A 23,528-nucleotide genomic window follows, 5' to 3' on the forward strand; every position below is an offset into this window, starting at 1 on the left:
GCTCTCGGCGGGTTTGCTTGCGCTTGCCGGCGTACTCAAAGTCGGAAAAGCTCATCTGGCTCATGGGCGGCTCGGATCAGGTGTTGCGGGGATTCTCGCATAACTGAAGGCTTGTTCGGAGATTCCCAAAGCGATACCCACATCGACTTCACACTCAGAAAGCATCTGCGTTGTGCATTCTGAATGGATTTCCAGCTGCATTTCGGCATGATCACGCACGTAGGCGACTAGATCGCGGTTTACGATGTCGTTCAGCACTGGCTCTGTGATCGCGATGGTAAGCCTGGGGACTTCCTTTTCACCGGACTTGCCAAGGCCGTCTGGGCCGAAGAGCTGGCACAGGTAATGGCTGACCCTCTCGCCTGTGCGGGTCAGGGCAAGCTTGTTGTGTTTGTAGACAAACACGGGAGCACCAATGTGCTCTTCCAGTTTCTCCAAGCGTTTCCGCAGGCCTACCACTGGCACATTGAGCCCTCGGGCAGCCTGTTTGAAACTGGCACAACGTGCTGTTGCGAAAAACTCTACGGCCAGCTGATCATCAATTGGCAAATCATCCAATATGTCAGGGCTGTAAGGAACAACGCTGCTTGTATATGTTTCATTTTGTGTAACCATTAGGTCCCCCTTAATTCGGGGAATCTATCTCAATGCCACCCGGTGTTTCCTTATCTTGTCAACATTGTAATCCACGGGTCATGCATGCGTTATCGGAAGGCTTTTATTTCGAAAGCGTAATTTTCAGGCAATCCCTCTGATATTGTAGCGTGCTAGCCTAGTGCGCCGACTTGTTACTTACCATATATAGATTCGGCTAATTACGCATTTACATTTAGTTCACTATTTTTTCACCTTTGCCTCCATAGGCTTTGGGCATGGAAAATCAAACCCCACCTCTTACTACCTTACTGATTCGTTATCTGGGGATCGGCTTCATAGCAACGGGAGTCCATTATGCGGTGTTCCTATTGCTGGTTACGACAGAATTCGTTACTCCGTTACTGGCCAGTATCTGTGGCGGCATGGTTGGCGCAATCGCGAGCTTCATTGGAAATAGGGCGCTCTGTTTTGTGGCAGATGGCTCTCGTAAGTTTCAGCCTGTCAGGTTTGCACTGGTCGCGTTAACCACAAACTTCGGCAATGGCGTGGGTATGTGGTTCCTCATCAAGTCGAATCTGTCACCGCTCATCTCCCAAGTCGTAGTGACCTTAAGCCTCACTGCACTTGGATTCATTGCACATCGTTTTTGGACATTCAATCATGCAGACATTACATCGCTTTCCCGAGCGCCCTGATCCCTTGTTAACCATCGTGGTCCCTTGCTTCCAGGAAGAGGAAACCATCCCCGAGTTCCACCAGCGAATCACCCGCGTGGTGAAGCGCTTACCCGTCTCCTGCGAAATCCTCTATGTCGACGACGGCAGTAATGACCGGACGGCCGACATTCTTCGCCACTATCAGGATGGGTCATCTGTACGTTGCCTGTCCCTGAGTCGCAACTTCGGCAAAGAGGCTGCACTGAGCGCCGGGATAGACCATGCCCGTGGCAGTGCGCTGATCTTCATTGATGTCGACCTGCAGGATCCACCAGAGCTCATCGCGGCCATGGTGGACTACTGGCAACGCGGCTACGACGTGGTGAACATGCAGCGCAACCTGAGAATCGGTGATTCGTGGTTCAAGCGCATGAGTGCCCGGGCTTACTACTGGGTCATGCAGCGCCTGGTGGAGAAGGTGGACATGCCGGCCGATGTCAGCGATTTCCGATTGATTGGGCCTGCGCCGCTGGCAGCCCTGCGGGCCCTGGATGAACGCTCCAGGATTCTCAAAGGCATGATCGGCTGGGTAGGCTTTCGTACCATCGAACTCCCCTACAATCGCACTGTTCGCCATGCCGGGAGCACCAAATGGAATGCAGCTGGCCTGTTCAATCTGGCCATCGAGAGCATCGTCAGCTTCTCTCGCAAACCACTGCGCATTTTCAGCCTCATCAGTTTCGGTCTTTTCGTCTCCAGCATCTGCTACATGCTTGCGTCGCTTGTGGCAGGCAGTTTCGACATCCATCACCTGATCGTCGGAATGGCTTCATTCATGTGCGTCGGTGTCGCCATGGTGGGGGAGTACCTGGGCGTGACACTCGCGGAAGTGAAGCGCCGGCCTCTCTATTTCCTGAAGCACAGCAACAAGGCAGATCCCGTGTCACTCCACCCTTCGATGGCTTCGATCGAGGGTAAGAAATGCTGAACCTGAAGAACGAGAGGACGCTGTGGTGGGTCCTGGGTTCGATTTTGCTATTGCGTTTGGTGGGGCTGGGCATCTACCCGCTGATGGACACATCTGAGGCCCGTTACGCTGAAATGGCTCGCAAGATGGTCGAGTTGAATGACTGGATCACGCCCATGTTCGACTACGGGGTACCGTTCTGGGGCAAGCCTCCGTTGTCCTTCTGGACCCAGGCCGCGAGCATGACGGTCTTCGGCGTTAACGAGTTCGCTGCGCGCTTCCCAGCGTGGCTACTCCACCTGGCAAGCTGTTTCATCATCATCAAACTCGGCACGCAGCAGATTTCTCGTAACGCCGGCATCTGGGCTGCCATTATTTTTTCCAGCACCACACTTGGCCTGGTCTCCAGCGGTGTTGTGCTGACTGACCCTGTTTTGTCGTTCTCGATTCTGCTGGCCAGCTACGGTTTCTGGCGTTGGATGAAGTGCGCCAGCAAGGCGGATGCCTACCTGATGTTCGCAGGTCTCGGGCTGGGCTTGCTTGCCAAAGGGCCGCTGACCCTGGTGCTTATGGGGGCGCCGGCATTCGCCTGGTTCGTTATCTACAAGGAATGGGGACGGGTACTGAGGCTTCCCTGGATTAGCGGCCTTGTACTCATGTTCGGTATATCCGTGCCATGGTATGTCGCGGCCGAGATGAAAACGCCCGGCTTCATGGAGTACTTCTTCGTTGGTGAGCACTGGAGCCGCTACGTCGTCAGTAACTGGGCAGGGGACCTCTATGGTAGTGCTCATGCCAAGCCGTACGGCAGCATCTGGATCCAGCTCGGATTGTCGCTACTGCCATGGGCCTTGTTTCTACCACTGTTGATCCGCAAGCGTGGATCGATGCAGCGCTTCAAAGCCTACCTCTGGCTGTGGGCCTTGGCGACACCGGTCTTCTTCACATTTGCAGGCAACATTCTGTGGACCTACCTGCTACCCGCGCTGCCAGCGTGGGCATTGCTGCTGTCTGCACGGGTCAGCGAAGTTGGCCCGAAGACCACCTGGGCTGCCGCTGCGAGCGCATTGGTGTTGCCAATCATCGGTGCGGGCATCATCTACGCCGGGGTACTAGAGGAGCGCCCTCAGAATCAGCGGGATGTGGTTCAAGCCTGGCTCAATGTGCAGTCTGCTCATTCCGCTCCCCTGATCTATCCTGGCCGCCGCTCATACTCGTCGGAGTTTTACAGCAGCGGGAAGTCCGAGAACATCAAGGATCCTGCCAAGTGGCCGCGGGATGGCTCGTTCTATCTGTCCAGGCGCTTGCGAGACAGCAAGGATGGTCTGCCCGCTGATCTAGCTTGCACATCGATCACCGAAGCGAACGCCAGCCAGCTCCTGCTGTGCCATTGGAAACGCCCCGCACAAGGTGCCGAGGGTCTGGCCGGAGAAAGCAATGCGGAAACGCCTCGCAAGAACGAAGGCTAAATTCCAAGCACAAAAAAGCCAGGTTTTACCCTGGCTTTTTTGTCGATTTCTTTCGTCATTTGAAGTCCTATTTAACCGCCGATTAATTGTCGGCTTGTTCCTTACCATCCTTGCTTTCTTTCTTTTGCTCTTGAGCGACTTGTTGTTTGTTCTGGTCCGAAGAGTCATCGCTCCATAGGCGAGCCTGTTCGGTTCGGAAGTTCTCGTTGAACTGTTTCGTTCGCTCGAAGCCGCCTTCAGCGTAAGCGGTACCCATGAGACCCAGCAGCAGGCTGCCAATAGCGATAGATTTGACAAATTTCATTGTGAACCTCGGTTCATACTAGGCCAACCTGATTAGCGGCCTTTGTTGGTTTGTAGTTTAGGAACGCGAAGCTAACGACAAGGTGAGTCAATAATTACAATTCCGTAATTTTGGCTGCAGATAGGATGCGTTAAATCTTCAAATCTGGAAGGATCATGTCTATCTCGGCACTGTCGAGGGCGACTTCGAATTTTCTCTTAAATTACAATTTTGATATCTAGCGCGTTAATTCAGCGCGGCGTTGTTGGCCGCCCTAGGAGATAGCCATGAATGACATAGAGCCCTGGGCAGTTGCTATCGGTGACTTTCGCCGCTGCACTGAAAAACTCACTGTCCAGCTCGATGAGCTGACCTCGCAGACGCGCACCTCCAGCGCTGTTCTGGAGAGGTCGAACGAACTGGTGGAGCAGGTGGACGCTGTCGGCCGGCAGATTCAGGAGGAGGTGCGAAAGGCGGAGAAGGCTTGGTCGAACGCGGAGGAGGTTGCCTTGCGCGCCGCTGCATCAGCGTATTCAGCTGCATGCCGCGGAGTCGACACCGCCATCCAGCCACTGATCTCGGAGCTTACAGCAGCGACAAAGGCGGCGGACGCCTCTATCCAGGAGCTCAAGCGGGCACCGGTGCTGGCCAAGCGTTATGTGATGGTGGTCGCCACGGCGTTCTTCATTCTGGCGCTGATCTGTGTCTACTCGACCATGCGCCTGATCGATGCCGCCGGCAGCGTAAGTGCTCAAGAGAAAGTGAATGCTCAGTACTTCTCACACCTGTGGAAAAACGCCAATCCTGACGAACAGAAGATTATTAAGTCGGTGATTCTGCGGTCGCCCATGGACCCTGTGGTCCTTCGGCACTGATGCATTGAGGCAAACAAAAGGCCCGTCGATTGACGGGCCTAATCGTGTCTGCGCAATTTAAGCGGCGGTCATTGCCGGCTGCATTTGCTGGGCTTCCGGAAAGTGAAGGTGGAACCAGGTGAAGTTTTCTTCGGTCACCTCCACGCTCGCCGATCCCTGGTGCAGACTCATGATCGACTGCACAATGGCCAAGCCAAGACCGGTACCGCCTTCGCTCCGTGCTCGGCTCTTGTCCACACGGTAGAACCGCTCAAACAAGTGCGCGTGGTGTTCCTTGGCAATACCACGGCCGGGGTTGCCGACACTCAACGTCGTACCGCTCGCACTATGCTGCACCTTAACGTAGACCGTGCGGCCGCGAGGGCAGTAACGGATCGCGTTCGAGACCAGATTCGAGACGGCACGTTGAACCATCAGGCGATTCCCGCGCACCACGTCATCACTGCCGGAGATCTGCAGCTGAATCTCGCCTTCTTCTGCTGAAATGCTGAAGAGCTCGCACACTCGCTGAACCTCGTCGACCAAGGAGACGGATTCGAACTCCACCATTGATGCTGGATGACTGACCTGGGCCAAGAACAGCATGTCGGAAACCATGCGGCTCATGCGGTCCAGCTCTTCTGTGCACGACTCCAGAACCTCCCGGTACTCGGAAAGCGATCGTTCTCTGGTCAAGGCAACCTGGGCCTTGCCCATCAGGTTGGAAAGCGGTGCTCGAAGTTCGTGAGCAAGGTCGTCAGAAAACTGCGAGAGCTGCTGAACCCCATCATCCAGGCGAGCCAGCATGATGTTGATGCCGTCGGCGAGCATTTTGAGTTCTGCCGGCATCCCATCAGTTGGAAGGCGATGGTCGAGGCTCTCGGTTGAGATTTTCGAGGCGATCTTGAGGAACTTGGTCAGTGGTAGCAGGCCTCTGCGCACAGTCCACCAGCCAATGGCCAAGATCAGTGCGAGGATGACGGGGGACATCATCAAGGCCCAGGTCAGCAACGCATCGAGCAGCGCCTCACTGGATGACTGGTCCATGGTCATATAGACGCTGACCTCTGTTCCATCGCCCAAACGCATGATTCGAGAAGCACTCAGCAGAGGACGGTCCTGCGTATCACGCCATTCGTGCTCTTTGGGCTGGGCCGCCGGCTGAAACTTGTGCACCTCCAGATTGACCTGTTTCGAGCCAATCGAGAGCAGGGGAGTCTGATTCTGTGAGGTATCGAATATGCTCACATACAGGTTGTTGTGGCCCATGACCAAATCGACAAGCTGATGCGCATCCGCGTTGACGCCGGAGATGTCCGGGATGGTGGACAGGTTGTGAGCCATCCCCGCCATCTTTACTTCCAGGTCTGCTCTGGCATTTCTTTCCAGAGCCTTGCCTACCATCAGATAGCCAAAGGTGGCGAACAGAAGCAGCAACGCTGCGCTCATCAACCCAACTTTTAACCCCAGCTTTGCAGCCAGGCTGAATGGCCTCATGCGCGTTCCTCAAAAACGTACCCAACGCCACGAAGCGTGTGAATGAGCTTGGTTTCAAACGGGTCATCGATCTTCGAGCGCAAGCGCCGGATGGCTACATCGATGACATTGGTGTCGCAATCGAAATTCATATCCCAGACCAACGAGATGATCTGAGAGCGAGTCAGCGCTTCGCCCGTTCGGCTCATGAGCAGGTGCAGAAGCGCAAATTCCTTGGTGGTGAGATCGATGCGTGTGCCACCGCGGAAGACGCGATGGCGGACGGAGTCGAGTTCCAGATCGGCAATTTTCAGCGAGCTCTTCTCGACTAACTCATCACCACGGCGTTGCAGCGAACGGATGCGAGCAAGCAGCTCAGGGAATTCGAATGGCTTCACAAGGTAGTCATCCGCGCCGCCGTCCAAGCCCTTGAGCTTGTCATTGATGCGTCCGCGGGCGGTCAGCATGATGATGCGGACCCGGCTGGTCTTACGGATGGTTTCCAGCAGGTCCCAGCCGTCGATACCCGGGAGGTTCACGTCCAGGAGGACCAACGAATAGACATTAGTGTTGAACAAGTGCAGAGCATCTACACCGTTGTGCACGATATCTACGACATACCCGCTTTCGGATAGGCCCTGCTGAAGATATTCGGCAGTTTTAATTTCGTCTTCCACAACTAGAACGCGCATAACTTATCTCAAGGTGTGAGGAAGGAGTTGGCCTAATCCGCCAAGATTATGGTTGCAGGCTGTTCGAAAGTTTGGCTGAGGGTATGGCATGTGGTAGTCGCTACCTCTGTCCATACGCCGGGTCACCTGAGGACGCTTGAATCTTAACGCGAAGAAGCTGGCCGCGGCGAAATCCTACAAATTTGTAATGTAGCCGCAAGATTTCTGACAGTCATGCAGGCTCCACCCCTAAGCATAGCGGATTCTGGGGCCTGCGGCGGTGTATGACAGATTCGCCTGGCAGGTGGAATCGGCCAGGACAGGCAGCATTTCGGTCGTTAGCTTGCAAGGACTGGTACTGGCCTTGGATCGAGGGCGCCACGCAGGCAGACCCCATGCACGGCCGCAAACCGCAGCGCCTTTCTGCAAATTAGTTCACGTGGCGGCTCGATATTCTCTCGAATAATTATCTTACAATCTATTACATGTCCAAATTGTAATTGCCCGATCATCTTGGTGTTAGCCTCCTTTGCTAGTTTAAGGGCAGCGGAAGAGGCATCGCTGCTTTGGAAATTGTCTCATTTCAAAGCAGCTTGGCAAGAGCACCGAGCAGTTGTTCGCGCCAGTGCATTCACCTGTAAACCATACGCTCCTTTGGTAGGTGAATTTTAGCGCCCCCCTACGGGCGCTTTTTTATTAAGGGACTTCTTATGAACACTACTGTATCAGCGATCGCCGTGTTTTTGCTCTTTACATCACTAACAGCCAATGCCCAAAGCGGTATGGAGATCAATAAACGCATCGAGCGTACTGCTAGAGAGGCTACAGCGGATTATGCTCAACGCGTAAAAAAGCCCATGCCTCAACTAGAAGACTACGCCTATGGCATGGACCTGGACGTTGGTAAGTTGGTGTATGTATCACCCAGTGTGCGGTACTGCGGTAATGTAAGAAGCATGATGACCTACGAAGACTCGAAAGGCGAACTGCACATGGTTCGCTACCTGGTGAAGGGCGAGTGTGTTAATAGCCGTTAAGACTCATCAAGATGATCCCTGCGGCCACCGGATCATAGAAGCTCAATGCCGAACCGGCGCAGCAGTATGGCGAAGCCTCCGAAGCTGGCCATTGTGATGAGGATGCTGCTGATCAGTGTCGGCCAAAAGCCGAGCTTAGGTAGCAGCAATGGAAAAGCAATAAACATCGGTAGGGTCGGAAGCACGTACCAGAACGTGTACCAAGCATGGTTGGAGATCTTCTCCATGCTCTGGTTCTCTAAATAGAGCCAGACCAACGTCACGACCGTGACCAAGGGTAGGGCGGCGACCAAGCCGCCCAGCTTGTCGCTGCGTTTCGCCAGCTCTGACACGAGAATCACTATACCGGCAGTGAGTAGGTACTTCGTGATGATCCAGGCCATCGCTGAGCCTTCTGGAGGTTGTTGACGAGGGCAGGCGAAGCCATTCACCAACCCCCTTGAAGCGCTCCTGCCGTTTACGGCATCCCTCACCGCATTTTTTTTGCAACATCACCCTCAGCCAGGAGGGTGATGTGTTTGCATGGTGTTTACCGATCGGTCAGTGCGAGGGTGAGGGAACGCTCTCGTGGAAAGCTGCCCGCTCGATCTGGATGGTGCAGTGATGGATTTCGAATGCATCGCTGACAGCATCCACGACGGCCGCCAACACAGCATCCCCATCTGCAGAATCCCGAACCACTACGTGCGACGTCATCACGTTACTGCCACTGCTGACAGCCCACACGTGCAAGTCATGAACGTCCGTCACGCCATCTACTCCGAGGATGGTGGCCTCGATTGCCGTAACGTCGAGCCCCCTCGGGACACCCTCCATGAGGATCCCCAGGCTTTCGCGAAGCAACTGCCACGTCCGCGGCAGAACCCAAAGGCCGATCGCCACAGCGACAATCGTGTCGACCCAGGTCCAGCCGGTGAAGCGGATGATAAGTGCCGCGATGATTACGCCAAGCGAGCCGAGCATGTCGCTCCAAACTTCGAGGTAGGCTCCTTTGACGTTGAGGCTTTCGTTGCTCGCAGATGCCAGAAGGCGCATCGAAATTAGGTTGATGATCAGGCCGGCGATTGCGATCCACATCATCGCTCCGGTAGCGATCTCCGCCGGCATGAAGAAGCGCTGGTAGGCCTCATACAAGATGTACATCGCCACCAGGAAGAGCAGCACGGCGTTGAACGTCGAAGCCAGAATTTCCAGGCGCGCATAGCCGAAGGTTCTTTTCTGATCCGCCGGCCGCTTGGCTATCTGAAGTGCAATCAGTGAGATCGCCAAGGCGGCAGTATCTGTGAACATGTGAGATGCGTCCGACAGCAGCGCCAGGCTGCCGGTAATCCACGCACCGATCACTTCTGCAATCATGAAGCTGCCAGTCAAGCCGAGCGCCATGATTAGCTTCTTCTGATGCCCCTCGCGTACTGCAGCGCTGCCATGGTCATGATTTGAACCCACGTATTTCTCCTTGCGCAGGGTTGTGGTCTCGTTGGCCTTCCTGTCTACCTAGCCTTAGAGCGTCGCTTGGCCACAGTGACTGCAAAATCTTGCTCCTGCACTCAGCAGCGAGCCGCAGGCGGTGCAACCACTCGATAGCGGTGTTCCGCAGTTTAGACAAAAGCGTGCTGACGGATCGTTGGCCGTCCGGCACTGCCTGCAGCCCTGCAGATCTTTGATGGGGGCAGGAGTGGGAGGGCGCCCGCCGTCATACACCTGATTACCGCCGTCGCAGCCCTGCTGCCGGCCATGGCGATCATATTGCTCGGCCCCATGTCCCCCGCTGTGGTGCTTGCCTCCACCGTGGTTTCCACGGCCATGGTGCCCGCCCAGGATGTTTTTGAAAAAGCTCATGGTATTCGCCCCTCATTGATGGGTGACATATTAACGAGCAAAAGTTGAAAATAATATTCTGCTCGCGAGAAAGACTTGTAAGTTGAATTGAAAGTTCAAAATTAGCCTACGACAAAACGAAACCGTTTTGTTTGTGAAATTAAATTTATCTAGCTGAGCGGAGCATTGCTTTTGGTGGGTAGTATCCCCCTAATTTTGATCATAGCGTGATCAATGACAATCAAAACAGCAGTAATTGGATTTCTGTCAGCATTGTAATCCCGAGGTCATCGTGTCGTTATCAGGTCCCGGAAATAATGCGCTCAGCGAGATTCATTTCTCTTTTTATCCCTATGCCTCACACATACTAAGCGTCCCCAACGCCTAGGGGCCTAAGGCCTCTGACGCTCCGCACATTGCGCAATCGCTCAGCATCTGTCGACGGTTTGCCTTGTAGCTCCCGCTAACTCCATAGCTACCGCCATGGATAAGCAGCTTCCAGAGTTTGATAATGACACCTTCCAAATCCATTGTTCACACCCTGTTAAGCAAATGGATCTTTGCTATTCGCAATGCGCGGCAGAAAGGCATCAGTACTAATTTGCTAATCGGCCTGGTGACTTTTTGGTTACTGCTATTCGCGAACGCTGAGCTCTGGAACGTGCTCTGGAAGCTGGTATTCAAAACCGATGAAGTGAACTGGCAGCTAGCGGCTAGCCTCCCAGTCATAGTATTCGCATGGGTGTTTACCGTTCTGAGCTTGCTGTCATGGGGGCGGCTGGCCAAACCCATACTGTGCCTGGTACTGATCAGCGCGTCTTTTGCGAGTTACTTCATGAATGCCTACGGCATCGTGATCGATTACACAATGTTCACCAACGTTGTGGAGACCGACGTCGCTGAGGCAACCGAGCTGCTGAATTGGAAGCTCGGTCTTTGGGTCGCAATGGTTGGGGTGTTGCCCGTCTACCTGATTGCCCGGGTTCCCCTCCGGCGCAAGCCTTGGGCCAAAGCTTTGGTCAGCAGGTTCATTGCTCTGTCGCTCGCTCTGTTGACCTTATCTGGCATCGCGTTGAGTCAGTACCAGTCGTATGCCTCCTTGCTGCGCAACAATCGGGAGATCCGGCTGATTCTGGTACCTACCAACTTGTTTGCGGCTGGCCATGGGTACCTGAAGCGTCAGCTGGCCTCACCTAAAACGCTGACGGCCATTGGTACTGATGCGGTAGTTAATCGACAGGGTGCGGCTCGTAAACCCAGGCTGCTGGTACTGGCAGTAGGAGAGACCGCTCGCTCCGCCAACTTCTCCCTCAACGGCTACTCCCGTGAAACGAATCCGGAACTAGAAAAGCGAAATGTCATTAGCTTCACGAACGTGAGCTCCTGCGGTACCGCTACCGCGGTCTCGCTGCCATGCATGTTCCTGGACGTGGGTAAGGCCCAGTACAAAGATGGCTTGGCCAAGAGCCGAGAAGGGCTGCTCGACGTGCTTCAACGCGCTGGCATCAGTGTCATGTGGACTGACAACAACTCGGGGTGCAAAGGGGTCTGCGACAGGGTTCCCAACCACAAGGCTGCCTCTCACGCGGATTCCCAACTGTGCACCAGCGAGGAGTGTAAGGACGGGGTGCTGCTCACGGAGATGCAAGACTTCATCAAGCGCCAGGAAGGCGATGCTGTCCTGGTGCTCCACTACAAAGGCAGTCACGGCCCGGCCTACTACAAGCGCTACCCCTCGCAATTCAAGAAATTCGCACCGGTGTGCGAGACCAACGAGCTCGACAAATGTAAGCAGGAGGAGGTGGTCAATGCCTACGACAACTCAATCCTCTACACCGATTATGTGACTGCAAATCTCATCGATATCCTGGCGGCCAACACCAAGTTCGACACTGCGCTGATGTACGTTTCGGACCACGGCGAATCGCTGGGGGAGGGTGGGCTCTATCTACACGGGCTGCCTTACGCGATGGCTCCTGACGAGCAAACAAAGGTGCCGTTGGTACTTTGGATGTCTGACTCGCTCGCGAAGAGCGAAAAGGTCAACGTGGGTTGTTTGAAAGCTCAAACCACGTCACCGCTGAGCCACGACAACCTGTTCCACACCGTGCTCGGCATGATGAACGTCCAGACGTCTTCGTATCGCTCAGCGCTGGATTTCACTGCCCCTTGTAAGCCCTTTGTCGGAGGCTCTTATTCTGGCCTCTGAATGTTCGATGTGGACCGGATCATCGGCCAGGCGGTTCTGCACCAGCCTGCTTTGACAGCTGAGAGAAGCTGGACTAATTACATAGCTGCATTCAACAACCCAAGCGGAAAAGGAAGTTTTGCATGAGCATCAAGCCAGGCCCAAAGCGCACCAATGAAGATGGCACTCCGGACAAAAGGCAGCGAGTCACCCCTGAAAAGCAGAAGGACCATCCGGACCTGAAACCCCACAAGCACAAAAAGGGGGAGTAAGAAAAAAGCAGCTCTCGGGAGCTGCTTTTTTTTTGGGGCTGTGTGCAAACCCTCCCGACCGTCTCGCTGATCAATCGGACCGCGTCGTGAGTCTTCCGCTTGGCTTGATGGATTCTGAAGCTACCTCCGGATCGGTTATCCCTTCAGTGCGGACGACGAGACTGATATCCCAGAGCGTTGAGCTGATACTCGCTGACAGCCCGAAATTGTGATTCTGCGATTTGACGCAGGCGCTCAACCTCTTCGGCAGATGAGCCAGAAGCCTGCGCCTCGTGGTATTGCTTCATCGCATCCACTGCGTCGGTATACATGGGGTGGTCGGGGAGAAGAGCTGGTATCTTTTTCGTCATGTAGCGGCAGGTCCTCACTGGATAGTCGACGGTGGTTTACCTGCTTTGAGGAGCTGAAAATCAATGACCGCCTGATAGAGCGAATCTGCCAATAGGTGAAGACGCTGTACCTCAAGGTCTGGCAATCCAGCAGCCTCCGCTTCGTGGGCCTGTCGGATAGCTTCAAGCGCTTGCCTCATCAGTGGCTCACCAGCCTCGACCATTCCAATGAATGTGCGCTTCACAACATTTTGCTCCACTCAGCTGAAGATGAATTATAGGACACCGCGGCGTGGCAAGGCCCCGAGCAGCACAGGTGTTCGACGTCCGGCTGAACGAACCAATGAGGAGCGCGCTGGCCTGGGGAGTGGCCAGGGCGCGTGTCATAGCTACGTTGTAAACCACTTTTTTCACTGTAAACCACTGTGGTTTACAGTGAAAAAAAGTGGTTTACAGCAGGCCTCCTCAGGCCTGAGTCAGCTCCAGCAGATCGCCCAGTTCCTCCCGGGCCATCTTCACTCTATCCATTCTGCGATAAGGATGATCAACCGGCATCCGGATAAGAGATTCGAACCAAGCCGAATCGAATTTGATGACTTCCTTGTGAATGTGCTCAAGCTCACCTCCGCGAGGCTGTGACACTACAAACTCCATGCTTTCAACCAAGCCAGACGCTTCACTGTCTTTGACGATTCGATGGCGGATGAAACTCATTTTGAGATCAAAATATGCCGCCTTCGAACCAGGCACCTTCTTCGATTCCAGCCGACCAGTGCTGCTGATTTCCGCCCCCGGCACCTCAGCGGCAATAGCTTTCACCAGCTCAGCATTTCCACTGACCTTCTGGCCAAACAGGCGGGTGGCGTCCGACATGTAAGCAAAGATCCATGGCACATTGCGAAGCGTCGCGCCGGTATAGAGGTAGCCACGCTCTCCCTTGTAACGCTGCAGCATGCCTCTCAACGCGTTCTCGGAAAGGACCAGTTGGGTCTCTTTCTCCAGGATGTAAACCACGCGATCGAACTGTTCGATCAATAGCTTGAGAATCTTCCGCGGGACGCCGTCAAACCTGGTTTTTCGTTCTGTTTTCTTATGCTGGCGAGGCTTGAAGTACGGGCAATCGTTACGGGCCTCACTATCAAATGGAGCGATGCCGCGAATGCTCTTAGTAGCATGTTTCCCGAATGGGTTCTTCACGTTAGGCGGTAGCTCATACAGCCCAACCAGCTGGACAGGGTTGTCGCATGCCGGGCATACAGCAAACTGAGCTAGCTTGCCCGCACTTCCAGGCTGGTACCACGGATCTCTGCGGAAGGTCTCGGCCTCGAAACCTTCCTTGTCGATGATCTTGCTTTCTGTGTCTTCGATGCGGAGCTTATAGACATCCATCTTTGCTGAAACCGTATCAATAGAGGGTTTCTGGATGGTAACGAGCGAGGATAGGCAGCAGTAGGCCTAACTGACCCTTTTGGTGGTCACCCACTGGTTTGAGGCCAGCCCAAAGCATGCCTGATCGACCTGGGCGGGCCCTAGAAACAACTAACCCCCTGATGCGCAGTACAGGTCTGGGACCTGCCCGAGGCGTGGGGGCTATTCTTGGAGCGACAGTGACACCGGCTCCGGAGAAAATCAATTGGTTTGTAGAGCAGCCGGTCAGCTAAGGTCAAACCCAGATCCTAAAGGGGAGGCCGATAGCAGCTCAGTCAGCATCATCGGCACCTTCTTCATCTTCATCGGTATCCCCAACACTGAGCCAGTCGTGAAGGTTGTACCGCACGAAGTCTTCCGCATCGAGCATGGTAAAGTCTTGTAGCACCGTGACGTCTGCTCCACCGAAGTACAGCCCATCGTTGAGATTTCTGGCCACCCCGAGCACTTCATTCAGCTGGTCGTGCAGCTCATTTGCGCGCCTGGCGTGCTCTCGTTTGGTCAAAAACCGGAACACCACCTCGTAGGGCTCAGGGGTGGTATTACCCGCTTTGCTTCAAGCCGCAGGAGTTGCAGGTCCGTTGCAGCTTGATGGTTTTACTTAAGGAGCCAAGCCAGCTCTCCAATCCGCAGATGCTGTGCACATTTTTTTGCACATATCTCACGCCACGATACCCCAGTAGATTCAGGCTTTTCGCAGCCTTTGCATAGGTGAGTCGCGATGGATTTCTACACATCTCAATGAGGAAACCTAAGCTCCGTTTTCCACGTATTCCTCCGCTACAGAACGCTTTTCTGCGGTGTGTCCCCTGACATTCGCTTTTCAGGGCGAGCTATGGGGGCCACTCAAGACGGCTATCTTTTGCCTGGCACCAATGAAAAGGCCCTCAATATTGAGGGCCTTAAATTCAATGCGGATCCGTCACGCGGGCATTTTTTGCAGCTGTCGAACTCGATCATGGACCACAAATTTAATGATTCCTTTGACATCGTTGGTGCAGTTTTCAAAGGCAAGGCGCGATACCACCTGGCGACCCTCCTTCAGAATCAGCGCCCCGATCAACTCGTCGACGAAGGACTGAGTGACATCGTTCCCAGCGAAATCTATGACAACGCTCTCACCACTGCTGAGCGAGCGTTCGATTTCGGTACGGTAGGGGATCGCTGAAGCTCGCATTCCGTACGTTCGGATAGAACTATCCCTACTTAATCGAATTTGAGTTTGCATGTCGTAACCCCTTGTATTGCATAATCCTTTTTTGCAGCCCGAGAGTTTCAGTTGACGCTGAATCTCCCATTTACCGCTCCTTGCATGATCGACTCTAGCCCTCGAGCTATCAAAAAGCCAGAGCTAGCGGAAATTCAGATCTAGGTCGAGATCGTCGTCAACCTGTCCTGCATCGTCCTTCGGCAGCAAGTCACTGATCGAAATGGTGGGCAGCAGCTCACGGGTACAGCTAAACGCGATCGATACACCATTCCACAGCGCATCATGCAGCTCCTGAGACTGCCGACGCTTTGTGTCATGTATGCCATTGCCGCTCACGATGATCAAACCACCGCCCGCCGCGTCTGCAATTTTTGCGGTAGTTGTTAACCCGATACCTTGGTTCTCGCTACCCAGGATCTGGGCCATCGCACCCCGGTTGCAGCTCACTCGCGGTTTGAGTGCCGCCTCGATCGCGTGCAAATGCGTGCGGTCATGAAGCTCAGGGTGATTCCTCAGTGTCGCGAGAAACCCACACCCATTATCGACGATGGCCATGCGTACAAGGTTCAATTTTGGATAAAACTGACAGGTCAGCCAAACGGCGGCGTCACCACGTCCCTCTCTGCGGGCGTGAGTAAGCGAGTTTTCCAATAGCTCCTTGAGCGAATACTCCAGAGGGCCCCGGTAGGAGTCAAACTCATTCCGTCCCGTGTGCTCGTCGACTGGGGCATCCGGGTCCGATTGAGTCAACCTTCCCGTAATAGCTCTAGCGAGGCGAGAGGCTGCAGCCTCTGCTTGATGGTGTTCGCTGATTTTGGTGATTTCCACCAACGAGGTGCTTCGGTCGTTTCGACGTCCTACCCCCGATAGATCTACACCCTCTACATCAATGTCCTTGAAAAAATCCATCCTGGCCAGGTAGGAGGTCAGGTCTCTGCTCAAAAACTGCATCGAAACTCGCTTCTGGACCAACTGGTTTTCAAACAACGCTCGCAGCGTGGCCATCCCTAACGGATCGATATACGAGAGGTTGCTAGCGTCTAAAACGATGTCACCAGGGCAGTTAATGATTTCTGCGCACACAGAAAACAGGTCATGGGGCGATCTTGAGCCAAGCCCCCAAGGAAGAACGATCGCGTTTTCAATATCGATGGCCTGCATGCAATTCCCTGGCAACGGAGCTAACCCTTTCGGATAGATATAGGGCTCGATAGTAGCCCATTGCCTGCCGGGTAAGCACTCACCTATTTTTTGACGAGTAGTGCCGGCATAGAATTGGCGCGCGGCAGTAGCGGCCTGTGGATGGTGGATCGCGCTCGCCTTGGGCTCAACACGCACGAAGAAAACACGGCCAACGCCCTGCCACGGGTCAGCCATTCAAGCAAAGATGGCCAGATCAAAGCCTTGTGCGAGAGCACTGGAGCAGGTTTGTGAGTCCGCCGAGCAGTTTCATCTCCGACGTCTGCTGTGGGCAAAGGCAAAGCTGGAAGGGGAACAGCGAAGAGTGACCCGATCAGCGCTGTACCGCACCGCATGTATCAGGTCTGGGGCTTGAGCTGTTAGATCGCATAAGGCTACCTTGGCCGGCAACTGGAGAACGAACTGCTCCTCGTCTTCCAATGCGTTGGCGTGGAAGTAACTGAGGAAGTACTCGCTTTGACGGAACTGGTCAGAAGCGATCTCCTCCAGGCGTTACAGCCCACTGGGCAGGCCTTCCTGACAGGCCTGGTAGAAGGGGTCGAGCAAGTATAGGCCGTCCAGGCAGGAAAGCATGGACGGCGTTCCCCACCGGGAGCCGGCGTCGTACTCCTCCAGCGGCTTGGGCACTCCCTCGCCGGGGTACAAGGCAGCCAGCGCATTGTCGAAGGGCAACCACTGGTGCAGCAGCAGGATCAGCAACCTCCAGAAATGATCTATGCCATGACGCTACACCACAACAATAATCGACACGCTTACAGGAGCATTGATTGGCGTCACAGCTGTTCAAGGAGATGTTGTCTAGGCTGGACAATACGGCAGCGGCCGATATTTCCCACCCAGCTTGGGAGTTGATCATGATGGAGCCCATCGCCGTGGTACAGATCTGGCAATACCTTTTTGGCGGACTAAAGGCGGTATTGCACTGATCATGCTGGCCATATTTGGCCTGTTTTATGTGGCTCGTGCACTATGGCCACCTGTCACAGGCACTACAGTTATTTAATTTTGTTGCTCTGTCCGCTGACGCAACTCTTCGGGCACAACCATGGCGGGTATTCTCACCAGAAGGGTGAAAACTCGTCCAAACCGGACAACAAAGGGAACTACTTCATGCACACCGAATCGTGCCAGCATGACCATGACCATGACCACTCGCACCCGTATGAGCAACCGGATGGTAGTCAGCGCGATTTGGTATGCGGTATGACGGTGCCACCGGATAGTCGCTACTTCGAGCTATACGAGGGAAGGACATACCGCTTCTGCAGTGAAAAGTGCCTGACGAAATTCCGCGCAGCGCCTGTGCATTATCTTAGCCCTCCCCAGGACCAAGAACACGCGGGCCATCTCCACTCGGCTGCCCCGCAGCCAAGCAACGCGGCGGACGCCGAATACACTTGCCCGATGCATCCCCAAATCCGCCAGCGTGGGCCGGGCAGTTGCCCAATCTGTGGCATGGCCCTAGAGCCGGTAATACCGGAGCTTGAGGAAGACGAGAACCCGGAACTCAAGGACTTCTCCCGCCGCTTCTGGTGGACCTTGCCCCTGACGGTCATCGTGACCGTGTTGGCCATGACTGCCCACCAACTCCAATTGCTGCATGGTGCCACACAGAATTGGGTGGAGTTGATTCTGGCCACTCCCGTGACACTATGGGCTGGCTGGCCGTTTTTCGTGCGTGGGGTCGCATCGATTCGTAATCGCAGCCCGAATATGTGGACCCTGATAGGTTTGGGAACGGCTGCGGCGTACCTATACAGCGTTGCGGCCACAGTGTTCCCGCAGGTTTTCCCGACGACTTTCATGCAGGATGGCCGCATCGGTGTCTACTTCGAAGCGGCTGCAGTCATCATCTCATTAACGTTGCTCGGCCAAATGCTCGAGCTCAAGGCGCGCTCACAAACCTCCGCCGCCATCAAGTCGCTCCTGGGTCTTGCCCCCAAGACGGCCCGTCGCATCGGGGCCGATGGTCAGGAGGAAGATATTCCGCTCACCCACGTGCATACGGGCGACCACCTGCGCGTTCGCCCTGGCGAGAAGGTGCCGGTCGACGGGGTGGTCCTGGAAGGCGAAAGTGCTATCGATGAATCCATGCTGACAGGCGAGCCCGTGCCAGTGATGAAGAAAGCTGGGGATGCACTCATCGGTGCCACGCTGAATACCCACGGCAGCCTTGTGATGGCGGCGCAGAAGGTCGGCGCCGAGACAGTGCTCTCGCAAATCGTGCAGATGGTCGCGCGGGCTCAGCGCTCGAAAGCCCCGATGCAGCGGATGGCGGACACCGTGGCCGGCTATTTCGTCATGGGGGTGATTCTGGTCGCGCTGGTCACGCTCTTCGGCTGGGGGCTTTTCGGACCGGAGCCTGGCTGGGTCTTCGGCCTGATCAATGCGGTCGCGGTCCTGATCATTGCCTGCCCCTGCGCGCTCGGCCTAGCCACTCCCATGTCGATCATGGTCGCTACCGGGAAGGCTGCCAGCAGTGGCGTGCTCTTCCGAGACGCCAGTGCTATCGAGAACCTCTGCAAGATCGACACGCTGATCGTCGACAAGACCGGGACCCTCACCGAGGGCCGGCCAGTGTTTCATAGCGTGGTCGGTACCGGGCAGTTCATGCCACCCGAAGTCTTGCGCCTTGCCGCCAGCCTGGACCAAGGCAGCGAGCATCCGCTGGCACATGCGATTGTCGATCATGCGCGAGCGCATGGACACAGCTTGTCCAAGCCAGAGGCGTTTGAGTCGGGCTCTGGGATCGGTGTACGTGGCCAGGTGAACGGCAAACGGCTGCAGCTTGGCAACACGACCTTGATGGAAGAGGCTGGCCTCGACACCAGTCCGTTGCGAGACCGCGCCGAGCAGCTGCGTCTGGAAGGCATGAGTATCATGTACTTGGCCGTCGATGGCGTGCTCGCTGGCCTGCTAGCGGTGTCCGATCCGGTCAAACCCACCTCCAAGGAGGCGGTAACCCGGCTACAGGCAGAAGATGTGAAGGTCATCATGGCCACCGGCGACGGCCTGACTACGGCACGTGCGGTCGCGAAACAACTCGGCATCGAGGAAGTCCACGGAGAAGTGAAACCCGAGGACAAGGAGCAACTGGTGGCGCTCCTGCAGGGCGATAAGCGCCGGGTTGCCATGGCAGGAGATGGGATCAACGATGCCCCTGCGCTGGCCCGGGCTGATGTCGGGATCGCCATGGGAACTGGCACCGATGTTGCCATGAACAGCTCCCAGTTGACGCTGGTCAAGGGCGACCTGATGGGCATCCTGCGGGCCAGAACACTATCCGTGGCCACGGTGAAGAACATGCGTCAAAACTTGGGCTTCGCATTCTTCTACAACGCTATGGGCATACCGCTGGCGGCAGGTTTGTTCTACCCGCTTACCGGCCATCTATTGTCACCGATGATTGCGGCATTGGCCATGAGCGTAAGTTCGGCTTCCGTGGTATTCAACGCACTGCGGCTGAAGCGCGTAGTCACAGACTGAAATGGGCACACCGCAACCTATGAGAGGAAGTTCCGCCATCAGCGTTTCAACGCCTGATCCATATGACTGACTGTCTAGGGCTTTGGCCTTAGCGGGTATGTCCGCGAGTTCGGCGCCAATCTGGTCCTGATGGAGGACATCGGGCAACTGCGACGTCCGCCATCTTCTGCCAAGATCGTAAGGGACAATTGTGATGCAGCAGGGGCCGCCGCCAGAGGAGTTGGACAAGATTTCAGGGCGAAGATAAATCCTTTGACCGGGCCTTGACCTTGTCATCGTGTCAAGGTTGAAGCTGTAAATGCGGCGAGAAAAGCCGTACCAGCATGAGAGGCCCGCTATGTTCGTTTTGGAAGTTTCCGGTATGGGATGTGGCAGTTGTGTCAACAAGATCACCAAGGCCATCCAGGCTGCCGATGGCGACGCGAAGGTGATCGTTGATCGTGCTGCCGGTACAGTGAGTGTCCAAAGCAACATCGAGGCGGAACGCGTCGGTGCACTGGTCCAGGCGCTTGGTTACCCAACCAAAGTCAGTCGCTAAGTCTCGTTACCGCTCAGATGGCAAGCCGCCGTGCCATGTTTCATGGCGCGGTTTCTTCATATACAGCCTGATGTCGACTGACTCCGGGTCGGGATAGCCAGCAATACTCCCCAAGAAATGGACGGCCTTCGATCACCCAGTGCCGAGTCAAGCTGTGGACGTTGACGCTGATCAAGAAAATGCTTCGCGATTGGTGTTTATCTTGAGTAAATGTATAGGCCAGCCTGGCTCACATACCCCGGCCCCTCGTTGGAGCTCATTCACAATGATGACTGCCAAGCGGTTTAGTTCTATGGCCTTGGGGATATCCCTGCTCATCCCTCTGGGGCTGGTCATGGCAAACCCTACGGGTAACGTCTACACGGCCAATGAACGGTCCGCTTCCATTAGCCAGGTAAATCTTGCGACAGGTGATGTGAGCACGGTCGCCTTGCCGATCGCACCCCACAACCTACAGGTTTCGCCCGACGGCAGCTTGCTTCTGGTTGTTGGAGTGGCTGGACATGCGGGGCATTCGAGCGGTGAAAAGCCCGGTGGGCAGTTGCTGGTGTTCAGTACCAGCGCGCTGGACAGGCCACCGTTCAGCTTCCCGGCAGGCGATCACCCGGCTCATGTGGTCACCGACGTCACCGGGCTGCGAGCTTTTGTGACCGATTCCGCTGCCAACCAGGTGCGAGTATTTGACCTTGAGCAGCGAATCGAGTTGCCCGGTATTCCAACTGGGCGTTATCCCCATGGGCTGCGCTTGAGCCCTGATGGCCGGACACTCTATATCGCGAACATGAAGAGCGACAGCGTATCGCTTATCGATGTCGTCACACTCAAAGAAACCGCGCAGATTCCCGTGGGCAAAGGCCCTGTCCAGGTCGGCTTTGCCCCTGACGGTCGCCTGGCATTCGTCTCGCTCAGTGCGACAAATCAGCTTGGCATCATCGACACGGCCAGACGCAAGGTGATCAGCAAGGTTGATGTCGGCCGCACGCCAATCCAGATGATGGCCACCGTTGACGGTCGCCAGGTCTATGTCGCGAATCAGGGCAGTGGCCAGAATCCGGACGACCGAGTCTCCATCGTAGATCTCCAGACGCGTAGCAGCCTGGGCACCGTGACCACCGGCAAGGGTGCCCATGGTGTGGCCATCAGCAGCGACGGCGCTTATGTGTTTGTCAGCAATATTGAAGCGGGCACCGTATCTGTCATCGATACGAGCAGCCGAAAGGTCGTTGCTACCCATAAGGTTGGCGCCGGGCCAAACGGGATCAGCTTCGAGCCGCCGAGTGCCCAATAATAGCCCGTCGGTGTACAACCCGAGCACGACGCGAAAAATGAGCATTCACGCCGGCGCAGTAATTTGCTTGTCGTGCCAGGTGAGGCCTAGCGCCCAGACCAAGGCATCCGGCTTTAAAACAGTGCTAAGGAGATGATGATGAACAACGTTCGAAATTTACTGATCGGACTTTGTTTGGCCGCAGCGTCCGTGGGCGCCATGGCGCAAAACACCGATGAACACTCGACACATCACCCGGCCGATGCGCCAAGCGCGGCGGCTACCGAGAAGACGCCTTCTCAGCCAATGGACAAAGGGCAAATGGCGGCGATGGACCAGCAAATGAAGGCCATGCAAGCCATGCACGAAAAGATGGCTGCAGCCAAAACGCCGGAAGCCCGTCAGGCGTTGATGGCCGAGCATATGGCGCTGATGAAAAATGGCATGGCCATGATGAAGTCCATGGAGGGTGGCATGCCTGAAATGGGGGGCATGCATGGCGGCATGGGCGGGGATATGGCCGCCCGCCACCAGATGATGGAAAAGCGCATGGACATGATGGAGTCGATGATGCAGATGATGATGGACCGCATGCCATCTGCTGCATCGAAGTAACCCATCTCCTTTCCCAGGAGTCGCTATGAACCCTCACTTCGATGAAAACGGCTCACCACACAGTTTCTGGCGTTCACGCTATGCAATCGGCCTGGTGGTAATCGGTGGGATCGCCGTCTACTTCCTGCTCACCGAGCACCTTGCCCATGTCGTTGGAGCCCTGCCTTATCTGTTGTTGCTCGCCTGTCCGCTGATGCATGTCTTCATGCATCGAGGACATGGGGGACACCATCACCAGGGCCAGAGCAAACCGGCCCCCTCCGATAAGGCTGATATCCATAAGCCGGGAGATCCATCATGAATCATGGTGAAAGCGCGTATGGCCTCTGGTCGCTGGTTTTCATCAACTCCGCGATCTTCATCATGTTTGCCTTCAGTTTCTTCAAGCCGGCAACGGCGAGAGACTGGAGGAGCTTCGGTGCATTCTCGGCCTTCATCGTTGCCCTGTTTGTGGAAATGTATGGCTTCCCCCTGACGATCTATCTGTTGTCAGGCTGGTTGCAGGCCAGGTTCCCCAACCTCGATCTGCTTTCCCACGAATCCGGCCATCTGTGGTCGACGTTGCTCGGTGACCAGGGCAACCCACACTTCAGTGTTTTGCACATTGCCAGTTACCTATTCCTGGGTTTCGGCTTCTATTTGCTTTCTGCCGCCTGGAACGTGCTATATCACGCGCAACGCCGCCGTTCACTTGCAACGGTCGGGCCCTATGGCTGGATCAGACATCCGCAGTACGTGGCATTTGTGCTGATTCTTCTGGGCTTTCTCCTTCAGTGGCCGACGCTGCTGACGCTGGCAATGTTCCCGGTGTTGCTGGTGATGTACGGGCGTTTGGCGGTTTCCGAAGAGCGGGAAATGCACAAGCAGTTTGGCGCTGCCTACGAAGCTTATACCCGCGTTACGCCTAGGTTCGTTCCGCACCTGCGCGAAAGGTTGGGTGGGGGTCATAGAGGCTGAAGCGTAGGACGAAGGAGCTACATGCCAGGAGGGTTTCAGCGGCAGTGTTTCTAGCGGGAATAGGGTATCCAAAGTCTGTTTGCTCGGATAACACTCTGAGTTGTCGCGGGTTTTCTTGTCGACAAGCTCGGTGGAATCCTTGTTGGCGTTCGGATAACTCAGGCAGTTGGATGACTTTGCGATGCCCTGTCCGCTTTCGACCCATATAGA

The 23,528-nt window shown here is 55.4% G+C and carries 27 protein-coding genes and 1 pseudogene; 14 read left to right on the forward strand and 14 right to left on the reverse strand.

The features are described 5' to 3' along the window. Positions 1-60: 60 nt before the first annotated feature. Entirely contained in the window at positions 61-615 is a 555-nt protein-coding gene (locus tag L6D80_RS26825; protein WP_236183084.1) for a LysR family transcriptional regulator, read from the reverse strand. 257 nt (positions 616-872) lie between these two features. Between L6D80_RS26825 and L6D80_RS26830 the strand changes: the two genes are divergently transcribed. The 3 genes from L6D80_RS26830 to L6D80_RS26840 are packed head-to-tail and all read left to right on the forward strand — an operon-like array spanning position 873 to position 3,689. Then, positions 873-1,292, forward strand: coding sequence for a GtrA family protein (locus tag L6D80_RS26830; protein ID WP_010951446.1), 420 nt, complete (start codon positions 873-875; stop codon positions 1,290-1,292). Further along, positions 1,258-2,241: a glycosyltransferase family 2 protein gene (locus L6D80_RS26835; RefSeq protein ID WP_010951445.1), complete on the forward strand. Its 984-nt coding sequence runs from the start codon at positions 1,258-1,260 to the stop codon at positions 2,239-2,241. The genes L6D80_RS26830 and L6D80_RS26835 overlap by 35 nt, the downstream gene beginning before the upstream one ends. Continuing rightward, positions 2,235-3,689 carry a phospholipid carrier-dependent glycosyltransferase gene (locus L6D80_RS26840; RefSeq protein ID WP_010951444.1) on the forward strand — a complete coding sequence of 485 codons (1,455 nt, stop codon included), beginning with the start codon at positions 2,235-2,237 and terminating at the stop codon, positions 3,687-3,689. Before L6D80_RS26835 ends, L6D80_RS26840 begins: the two co-directional genes overlap by 7 nt. An 82-nt stretch (positions 3,690-3,771) precedes the next feature. Here the strand turns inward: L6D80_RS26840 and L6D80_RS26845 are convergent, their stop codons facing one another. Beyond that, a complete protein-coding gene (locus L6D80_RS26845) occupies positions 3,772-3,993 on the reverse strand; it encodes a hypothetical protein (protein ID WP_010951443.1) in 222 nt (73 codons plus the stop codon). 266 nt (positions 3,994-4,259) lie between these two features. On the opposite strand from L6D80_RS26845, the gene L6D80_RS26850 reads away from it, so the two are divergent. Further along, entirely contained in the window at positions 4,260-4,847 is a 588-nt protein-coding gene (locus tag L6D80_RS26850; RefSeq protein ID WP_010951442.1) for a hypothetical protein, read from the forward strand. A 57-nt stretch (positions 4,848-4,904) separates the two neighbouring features. On the opposite strand, the gene L6D80_RS26855 is transcribed toward L6D80_RS26850, so the two are convergent. Beyond that, on the reverse strand, positions 4,905-6,323 hold the full coding sequence (locus tag L6D80_RS26855; protein ID WP_011953107.1) for a heavy metal sensor histidine kinase: 1,419 nt from the start codon (positions 6,321-6,323) through the stop codon (positions 4,905-4,907). Further along, complete coding sequence (locus tag L6D80_RS26860) at positions 6,320-6,994, reverse strand: heavy metal response regulator transcription factor (protein WP_003253457.1); 675 nt, start codon at positions 6,992-6,994, stop codon at positions 6,320-6,322. The genes L6D80_RS26855 and L6D80_RS26860 overlap by 4 nt, the downstream gene beginning before the upstream one ends. 689 nt (positions 6,995-7,683) lie before the next feature. On the opposite strand from L6D80_RS26860, the gene L6D80_RS26865 reads away from it, so the two are divergent. Then, the gene (locus L6D80_RS26865; RefSeq protein ID WP_011953106.1) at positions 7,684-8,010 is read left to right on the forward strand and encodes a DUF2790 domain-containing protein; all 327 of its coding nucleotides are present in this window, start codon (positions 7,684-7,686) and stop codon (positions 8,008-8,010) included. Positions 8,011-8,042: 32 nt separating this feature from the next. Here the strand turns inward: L6D80_RS26865 and L6D80_RS26870 are convergent, their stop codons facing one another. The 3 genes from L6D80_RS26870 to L6D80_RS26880 all read right to left on the reverse strand — a co-directional run bounded on the left by L6D80_RS26870 (position 8,043) and on the right by L6D80_RS26880 (position 9,849). Further along, positions 8,043-8,393 carry a DUF3147 family protein gene (locus L6D80_RS26870; protein WP_011953105.1) on the reverse strand — a complete coding sequence of 117 codons (351 nt, stop codon included), beginning with the start codon at positions 8,391-8,393 and terminating at the stop codon, positions 8,043-8,045. A 157-nt stretch (positions 8,394-8,550) separates the two neighbouring features. Continuing rightward, positions 8,551-9,456: a cation diffusion facilitator family transporter gene (locus tag L6D80_RS26875; protein WP_010951438.1), complete on the reverse strand. Its 906-nt coding sequence runs from the start codon at positions 9,454-9,456 to the stop codon at positions 8,551-8,553. A 54-nt stretch (positions 9,457-9,510) separates the two neighbouring features. Beyond that, complete coding sequence (locus L6D80_RS26880; protein WP_071890582.1) at positions 9,511-9,849, reverse strand: zinc ribbon domain-containing protein; 339 nt, start codon at positions 9,847-9,849, stop codon at positions 9,511-9,513. A 490-nt stretch (positions 9,850-10,339) separates the two neighbouring features. Here L6D80_RS26880 and L6D80_RS26885 point away from each other — a divergent pair, with 490 nt between their 5' ends. After that, complete coding sequence (locus L6D80_RS26885) at positions 10,340-12,037, forward strand: phosphoethanolamine transferase (protein WP_003298414.1); 1,698 nt, start codon at positions 10,340-10,342, stop codon at positions 12,035-12,037. Between the two features lie 122 nt (positions 12,038-12,159). Continuing rightward, positions 12,160-12,288, forward strand: a complete 129-nt coding sequence (locus L6D80_RS30140) for a hypothetical protein (protein WP_003253468.1) — start codon at positions 12,160-12,162, stop codon at positions 12,286-12,288. Positions 12,289-12,431: 143 nt separating this feature from the next. On the opposite strand, the gene L6D80_RS26890 is transcribed toward L6D80_RS30140, so the two are convergent. From L6D80_RS26890 to L6D80_RS26920, 7 genes and pseudogenes are all read right to left on the reverse strand, one after another. After that, a complete protein-coding gene (locus L6D80_RS26890; RefSeq protein ID WP_011953104.1) occupies positions 12,432-12,638 on the reverse strand; it encodes a hypothetical protein in 207 nt (68 codons plus the stop codon). Positions 12,639-12,652: 14 nt separating this feature from the next. After that, complete coding sequence (locus tag L6D80_RS26895; protein ID WP_015268418.1) at positions 12,653-12,862, reverse strand: hypothetical protein; 210 nt, start codon at positions 12,860-12,862, stop codon at positions 12,653-12,655. 220 nt (positions 12,863-13,082) lie between these two features. Next, positions 13,083-14,006, reverse strand: coding sequence for a hypothetical protein (locus L6D80_RS26900; RefSeq protein ID WP_011953102.1), 924 nt, complete (start codon positions 14,004-14,006; stop codon positions 13,083-13,085). A 310-nt stretch (positions 14,007-14,316) separates the two neighbouring features. Then, a complete protein-coding gene (locus L6D80_RS26905) occupies positions 14,317-14,550 on the reverse strand; it encodes a hypothetical protein (RefSeq protein ID WP_156867445.1) in 234 nt (77 codons plus the stop codon). A gap of 417 nt (positions 14,551-14,967) precedes the next feature. Continuing rightward, a complete protein-coding gene (locus L6D80_RS30415) occupies positions 14,968-15,273 on the reverse strand; it encodes an STAS-like domain-containing protein (RefSeq protein WP_080516231.1) in 306 nt (101 codons plus the stop codon). A gap of 123 nt (positions 15,274-15,396) precedes the next feature. Continuing rightward, positions 15,397-16,416 (reverse strand): ATP-binding protein, encoded by a 1,020-nt coding sequence (locus tag L6D80_RS26915; protein WP_015268415.1) that lies wholly within the window; start codon positions 16,414-16,416, stop codon positions 15,397-15,399. Positions 16,417-16,839: 423 nt separating this feature from the next. Continuing rightward, a pseudogene (locus L6D80_RS26920) lies at positions 16,840-17,175 on the reverse strand (helix-turn-helix transcriptional regulator); the annotation flags it as partial. A gap of 47 nt (positions 17,176-17,222) precedes the next feature. Here L6D80_RS26920 and L6D80_RS26925 point away from each other — a divergent pair. The 7 genes from L6D80_RS26925 to L6D80_RS26960 all read left to right on the forward strand — a co-directional run bounded on the left by L6D80_RS26925 (position 17,223) and on the right by L6D80_RS26960 (position 23,318). Continuing rightward, entirely contained in the window at positions 17,223-17,381 is a 159-nt protein-coding gene (locus L6D80_RS26925; protein ID WP_011953098.1) for a hypothetical protein, read from the forward strand. 43 nt (positions 17,382-17,424) lie between these two features. Continuing rightward, positions 17,425-19,941, forward strand: a complete 2,517-nt coding sequence (locus tag L6D80_RS26935; RefSeq protein ID WP_012269848.1) for a heavy metal translocating P-type ATPase — start codon at positions 17,425-17,427, stop codon at positions 19,939-19,941. A gap of 337 nt (positions 19,942-20,278) precedes the next feature. Further along, a complete protein-coding gene (locus L6D80_RS26940; protein WP_004575963.1) occupies positions 20,279-20,479 on the forward strand; it encodes a heavy-metal-associated domain-containing protein in 201 nt (66 codons plus the stop codon). A 265-nt stretch (positions 20,480-20,744) separates the two neighbouring features. After that, positions 20,745-21,767, forward strand: coding sequence for a YncE family protein (locus tag L6D80_RS26945; protein WP_011953096.1), 1,023 nt, complete (start codon positions 20,745-20,747; stop codon positions 21,765-21,767). Positions 21,768-21,905: 138 nt separating this feature from the next. Next, entirely contained in the window at positions 21,906-22,361 is a 456-nt protein-coding gene (locus L6D80_RS26950; protein WP_011953095.1) for a hypothetical protein, read from the forward strand. 25 nt (positions 22,362-22,386) lie between these two features. Further along, positions 22,387-22,662: a DUF2933 domain-containing protein gene (locus L6D80_RS26955; protein ID WP_011953094.1), complete on the forward strand. Its 276-nt coding sequence runs from the start codon at positions 22,387-22,389 to the stop codon at positions 22,660-22,662. Then, positions 22,659-23,318 (forward strand): methyltransferase family protein, encoded by a 660-nt coding sequence (locus L6D80_RS26960; RefSeq protein WP_011953093.1) that lies wholly within the window; start codon positions 22,659-22,661, stop codon positions 23,316-23,318. Before L6D80_RS26955 ends, L6D80_RS26960 begins: the two co-directional genes overlap by 4 nt. Positions 23,319-23,528: the final 210 nt, after the last annotated feature.

This window comes from Pseudomonas ceruminis (assembly GCF_021602025.1).
Taxonomy (GTDB): domain Bacteria; phylum Pseudomonadota; class Gammaproteobacteria; order Pseudomonadales; family Pseudomonadaceae; genus Aquipseudomonas; species Aquipseudomonas ceruminis.

Bases quoted from the DNA above. Each gene is read 5' to 3' on its own strand.
- L6D80_RS26830 (WP_010951446.1), top strand. From the start codon at position 873: ATGGAAAATCAAACCCCACCTCTTACTACCTTACTGATTCGTTATCTG.
- L6D80_RS26845 (WP_010951443.1), bottom strand. From the start codon at position 3,993: ATGAAATTTGTCAAATCTATCGCTATTGGCAGCCTGCTGCTGGGTCTC.
- L6D80_RS26900 (WP_011953102.1), bottom strand. From the start codon at position 14,006: ATGGATGTCTATAAGCTCCGCATCGAAGACACAGAAAGCAAGATCATC.
- L6D80_RS26955 (WP_011953094.1), top strand. From the start codon at position 22,387: ATGAACCCTCACTTCGATGAAAACGGCTCACCACACAGTTTCTGGCGT.
- L6D80_RS26840 (WP_010951444.1), top strand. From the start codon at position 2,235: ATGCTGAACCTGAAGAACGAGAGGACGCTGTGGTGGGTCCTGGGTTCG.
- L6D80_RS26860 (WP_003253457.1), bottom strand. From the start codon at position 6,994: ATGCGCGTTCTAGTTGTGGAAGACGAAATTAAAACTGCCGAATATCTT.
- L6D80_RS26850 (WP_010951442.1), top strand. From the start codon at position 4,260: ATGAATGACATAGAGCCCTGGGCAGTTGCTATCGGTGACTTTCGCCGC.
- L6D80_RS26835 (WP_010951445.1), top strand. From the start codon at position 1,258: ATGCAGACATTACATCGCTTTCCCGAGCGCCCTGATCCCTTGTTAACC.
- L6D80_RS30415 (WP_080516231.1), bottom strand. From the start codon at position 15,273: ATGCAAACTCAAATTCGATTAAGTAGGGATAGTTCTATCCGAACGTAC.
- L6D80_RS26825 (WP_236183084.1), bottom strand. From the start codon at position 615: ATGGTTACACAAAATGAAACATATACAAGCAGCGTTGTTCCTTACAGC.
- L6D80_RS26855 (WP_011953107.1), bottom strand. From the start codon at position 6,323: ATGAGGCCATTCAGCCTGGCTGCAAAGCTGGGGTTAAAAGTTGGGTTG.
- L6D80_RS26945 (WP_011953096.1), top strand. From the start codon at position 20,745: ATGATGACTGCCAAGCGGTTTAGTTCTATGGCCTTGGGGATATCCCTG.
- L6D80_RS30140 (WP_003253468.1), top strand. From the start codon at position 12,160: ATGAGCATCAAGCCAGGCCCAAAGCGCACCAATGAAGATGGCACTCCG.
- L6D80_RS26935 (WP_012269848.1), top strand. From the start codon at position 17,425: ATGGCCACCTGTCACAGGCACTACAGTTATTTAATTTTGTTGCTCTGT.
- L6D80_RS26870 (WP_011953105.1), bottom strand. From the start codon at position 8,393: ATGGCCTGGATCATCACGAAGTACCTACTCACTGCCGGTATAGTGATT.
- L6D80_RS26960 (WP_011953093.1), top strand. From the start codon at position 22,659: ATGAATCATGGTGAAAGCGCGTATGGCCTCTGGTCGCTGGTTTTCATC.
- L6D80_RS26885 (WP_003298414.1), top strand. From the start codon at position 10,340: ATGACACCTTCCAAATCCATTGTTCACACCCTGTTAAGCAAATGGATC.
- L6D80_RS26865 (WP_011953106.1), top strand. From the start codon at position 7,684: ATGAACACTACTGTATCAGCGATCGCCGTGTTTTTGCTCTTTACATCA.
- L6D80_RS26915 (WP_015268415.1), bottom strand. From the start codon at position 16,416: ATGCAGGCCATCGATATTGAAAACGCGATCGTTCTTCCTTGGGGGCTT.
- L6D80_RS26950 (WP_011953095.1), top strand. From the start codon at position 21,906: ATGAACAACGTTCGAAATTTACTGATCGGACTTTGTTTGGCCGCAGCG.
- L6D80_RS26940 (WP_004575963.1), top strand. From the start codon at position 20,279: ATGTTCGTTTTGGAAGTTTCCGGTATGGGATGTGGCAGTTGTGTCAAC.
- L6D80_RS26880 (WP_071890582.1), bottom strand. From the start codon at position 9,849: ATGAGCTTTTTCAAAAACATCCTGGGCGGGCACCATGGCCGTGGAAAC.
- L6D80_RS26890 (WP_011953104.1), bottom strand. From the start codon at position 12,638: ATGACGAAAAAGATACCAGCTCTTCTCCCCGACCACCCCATGTATACC.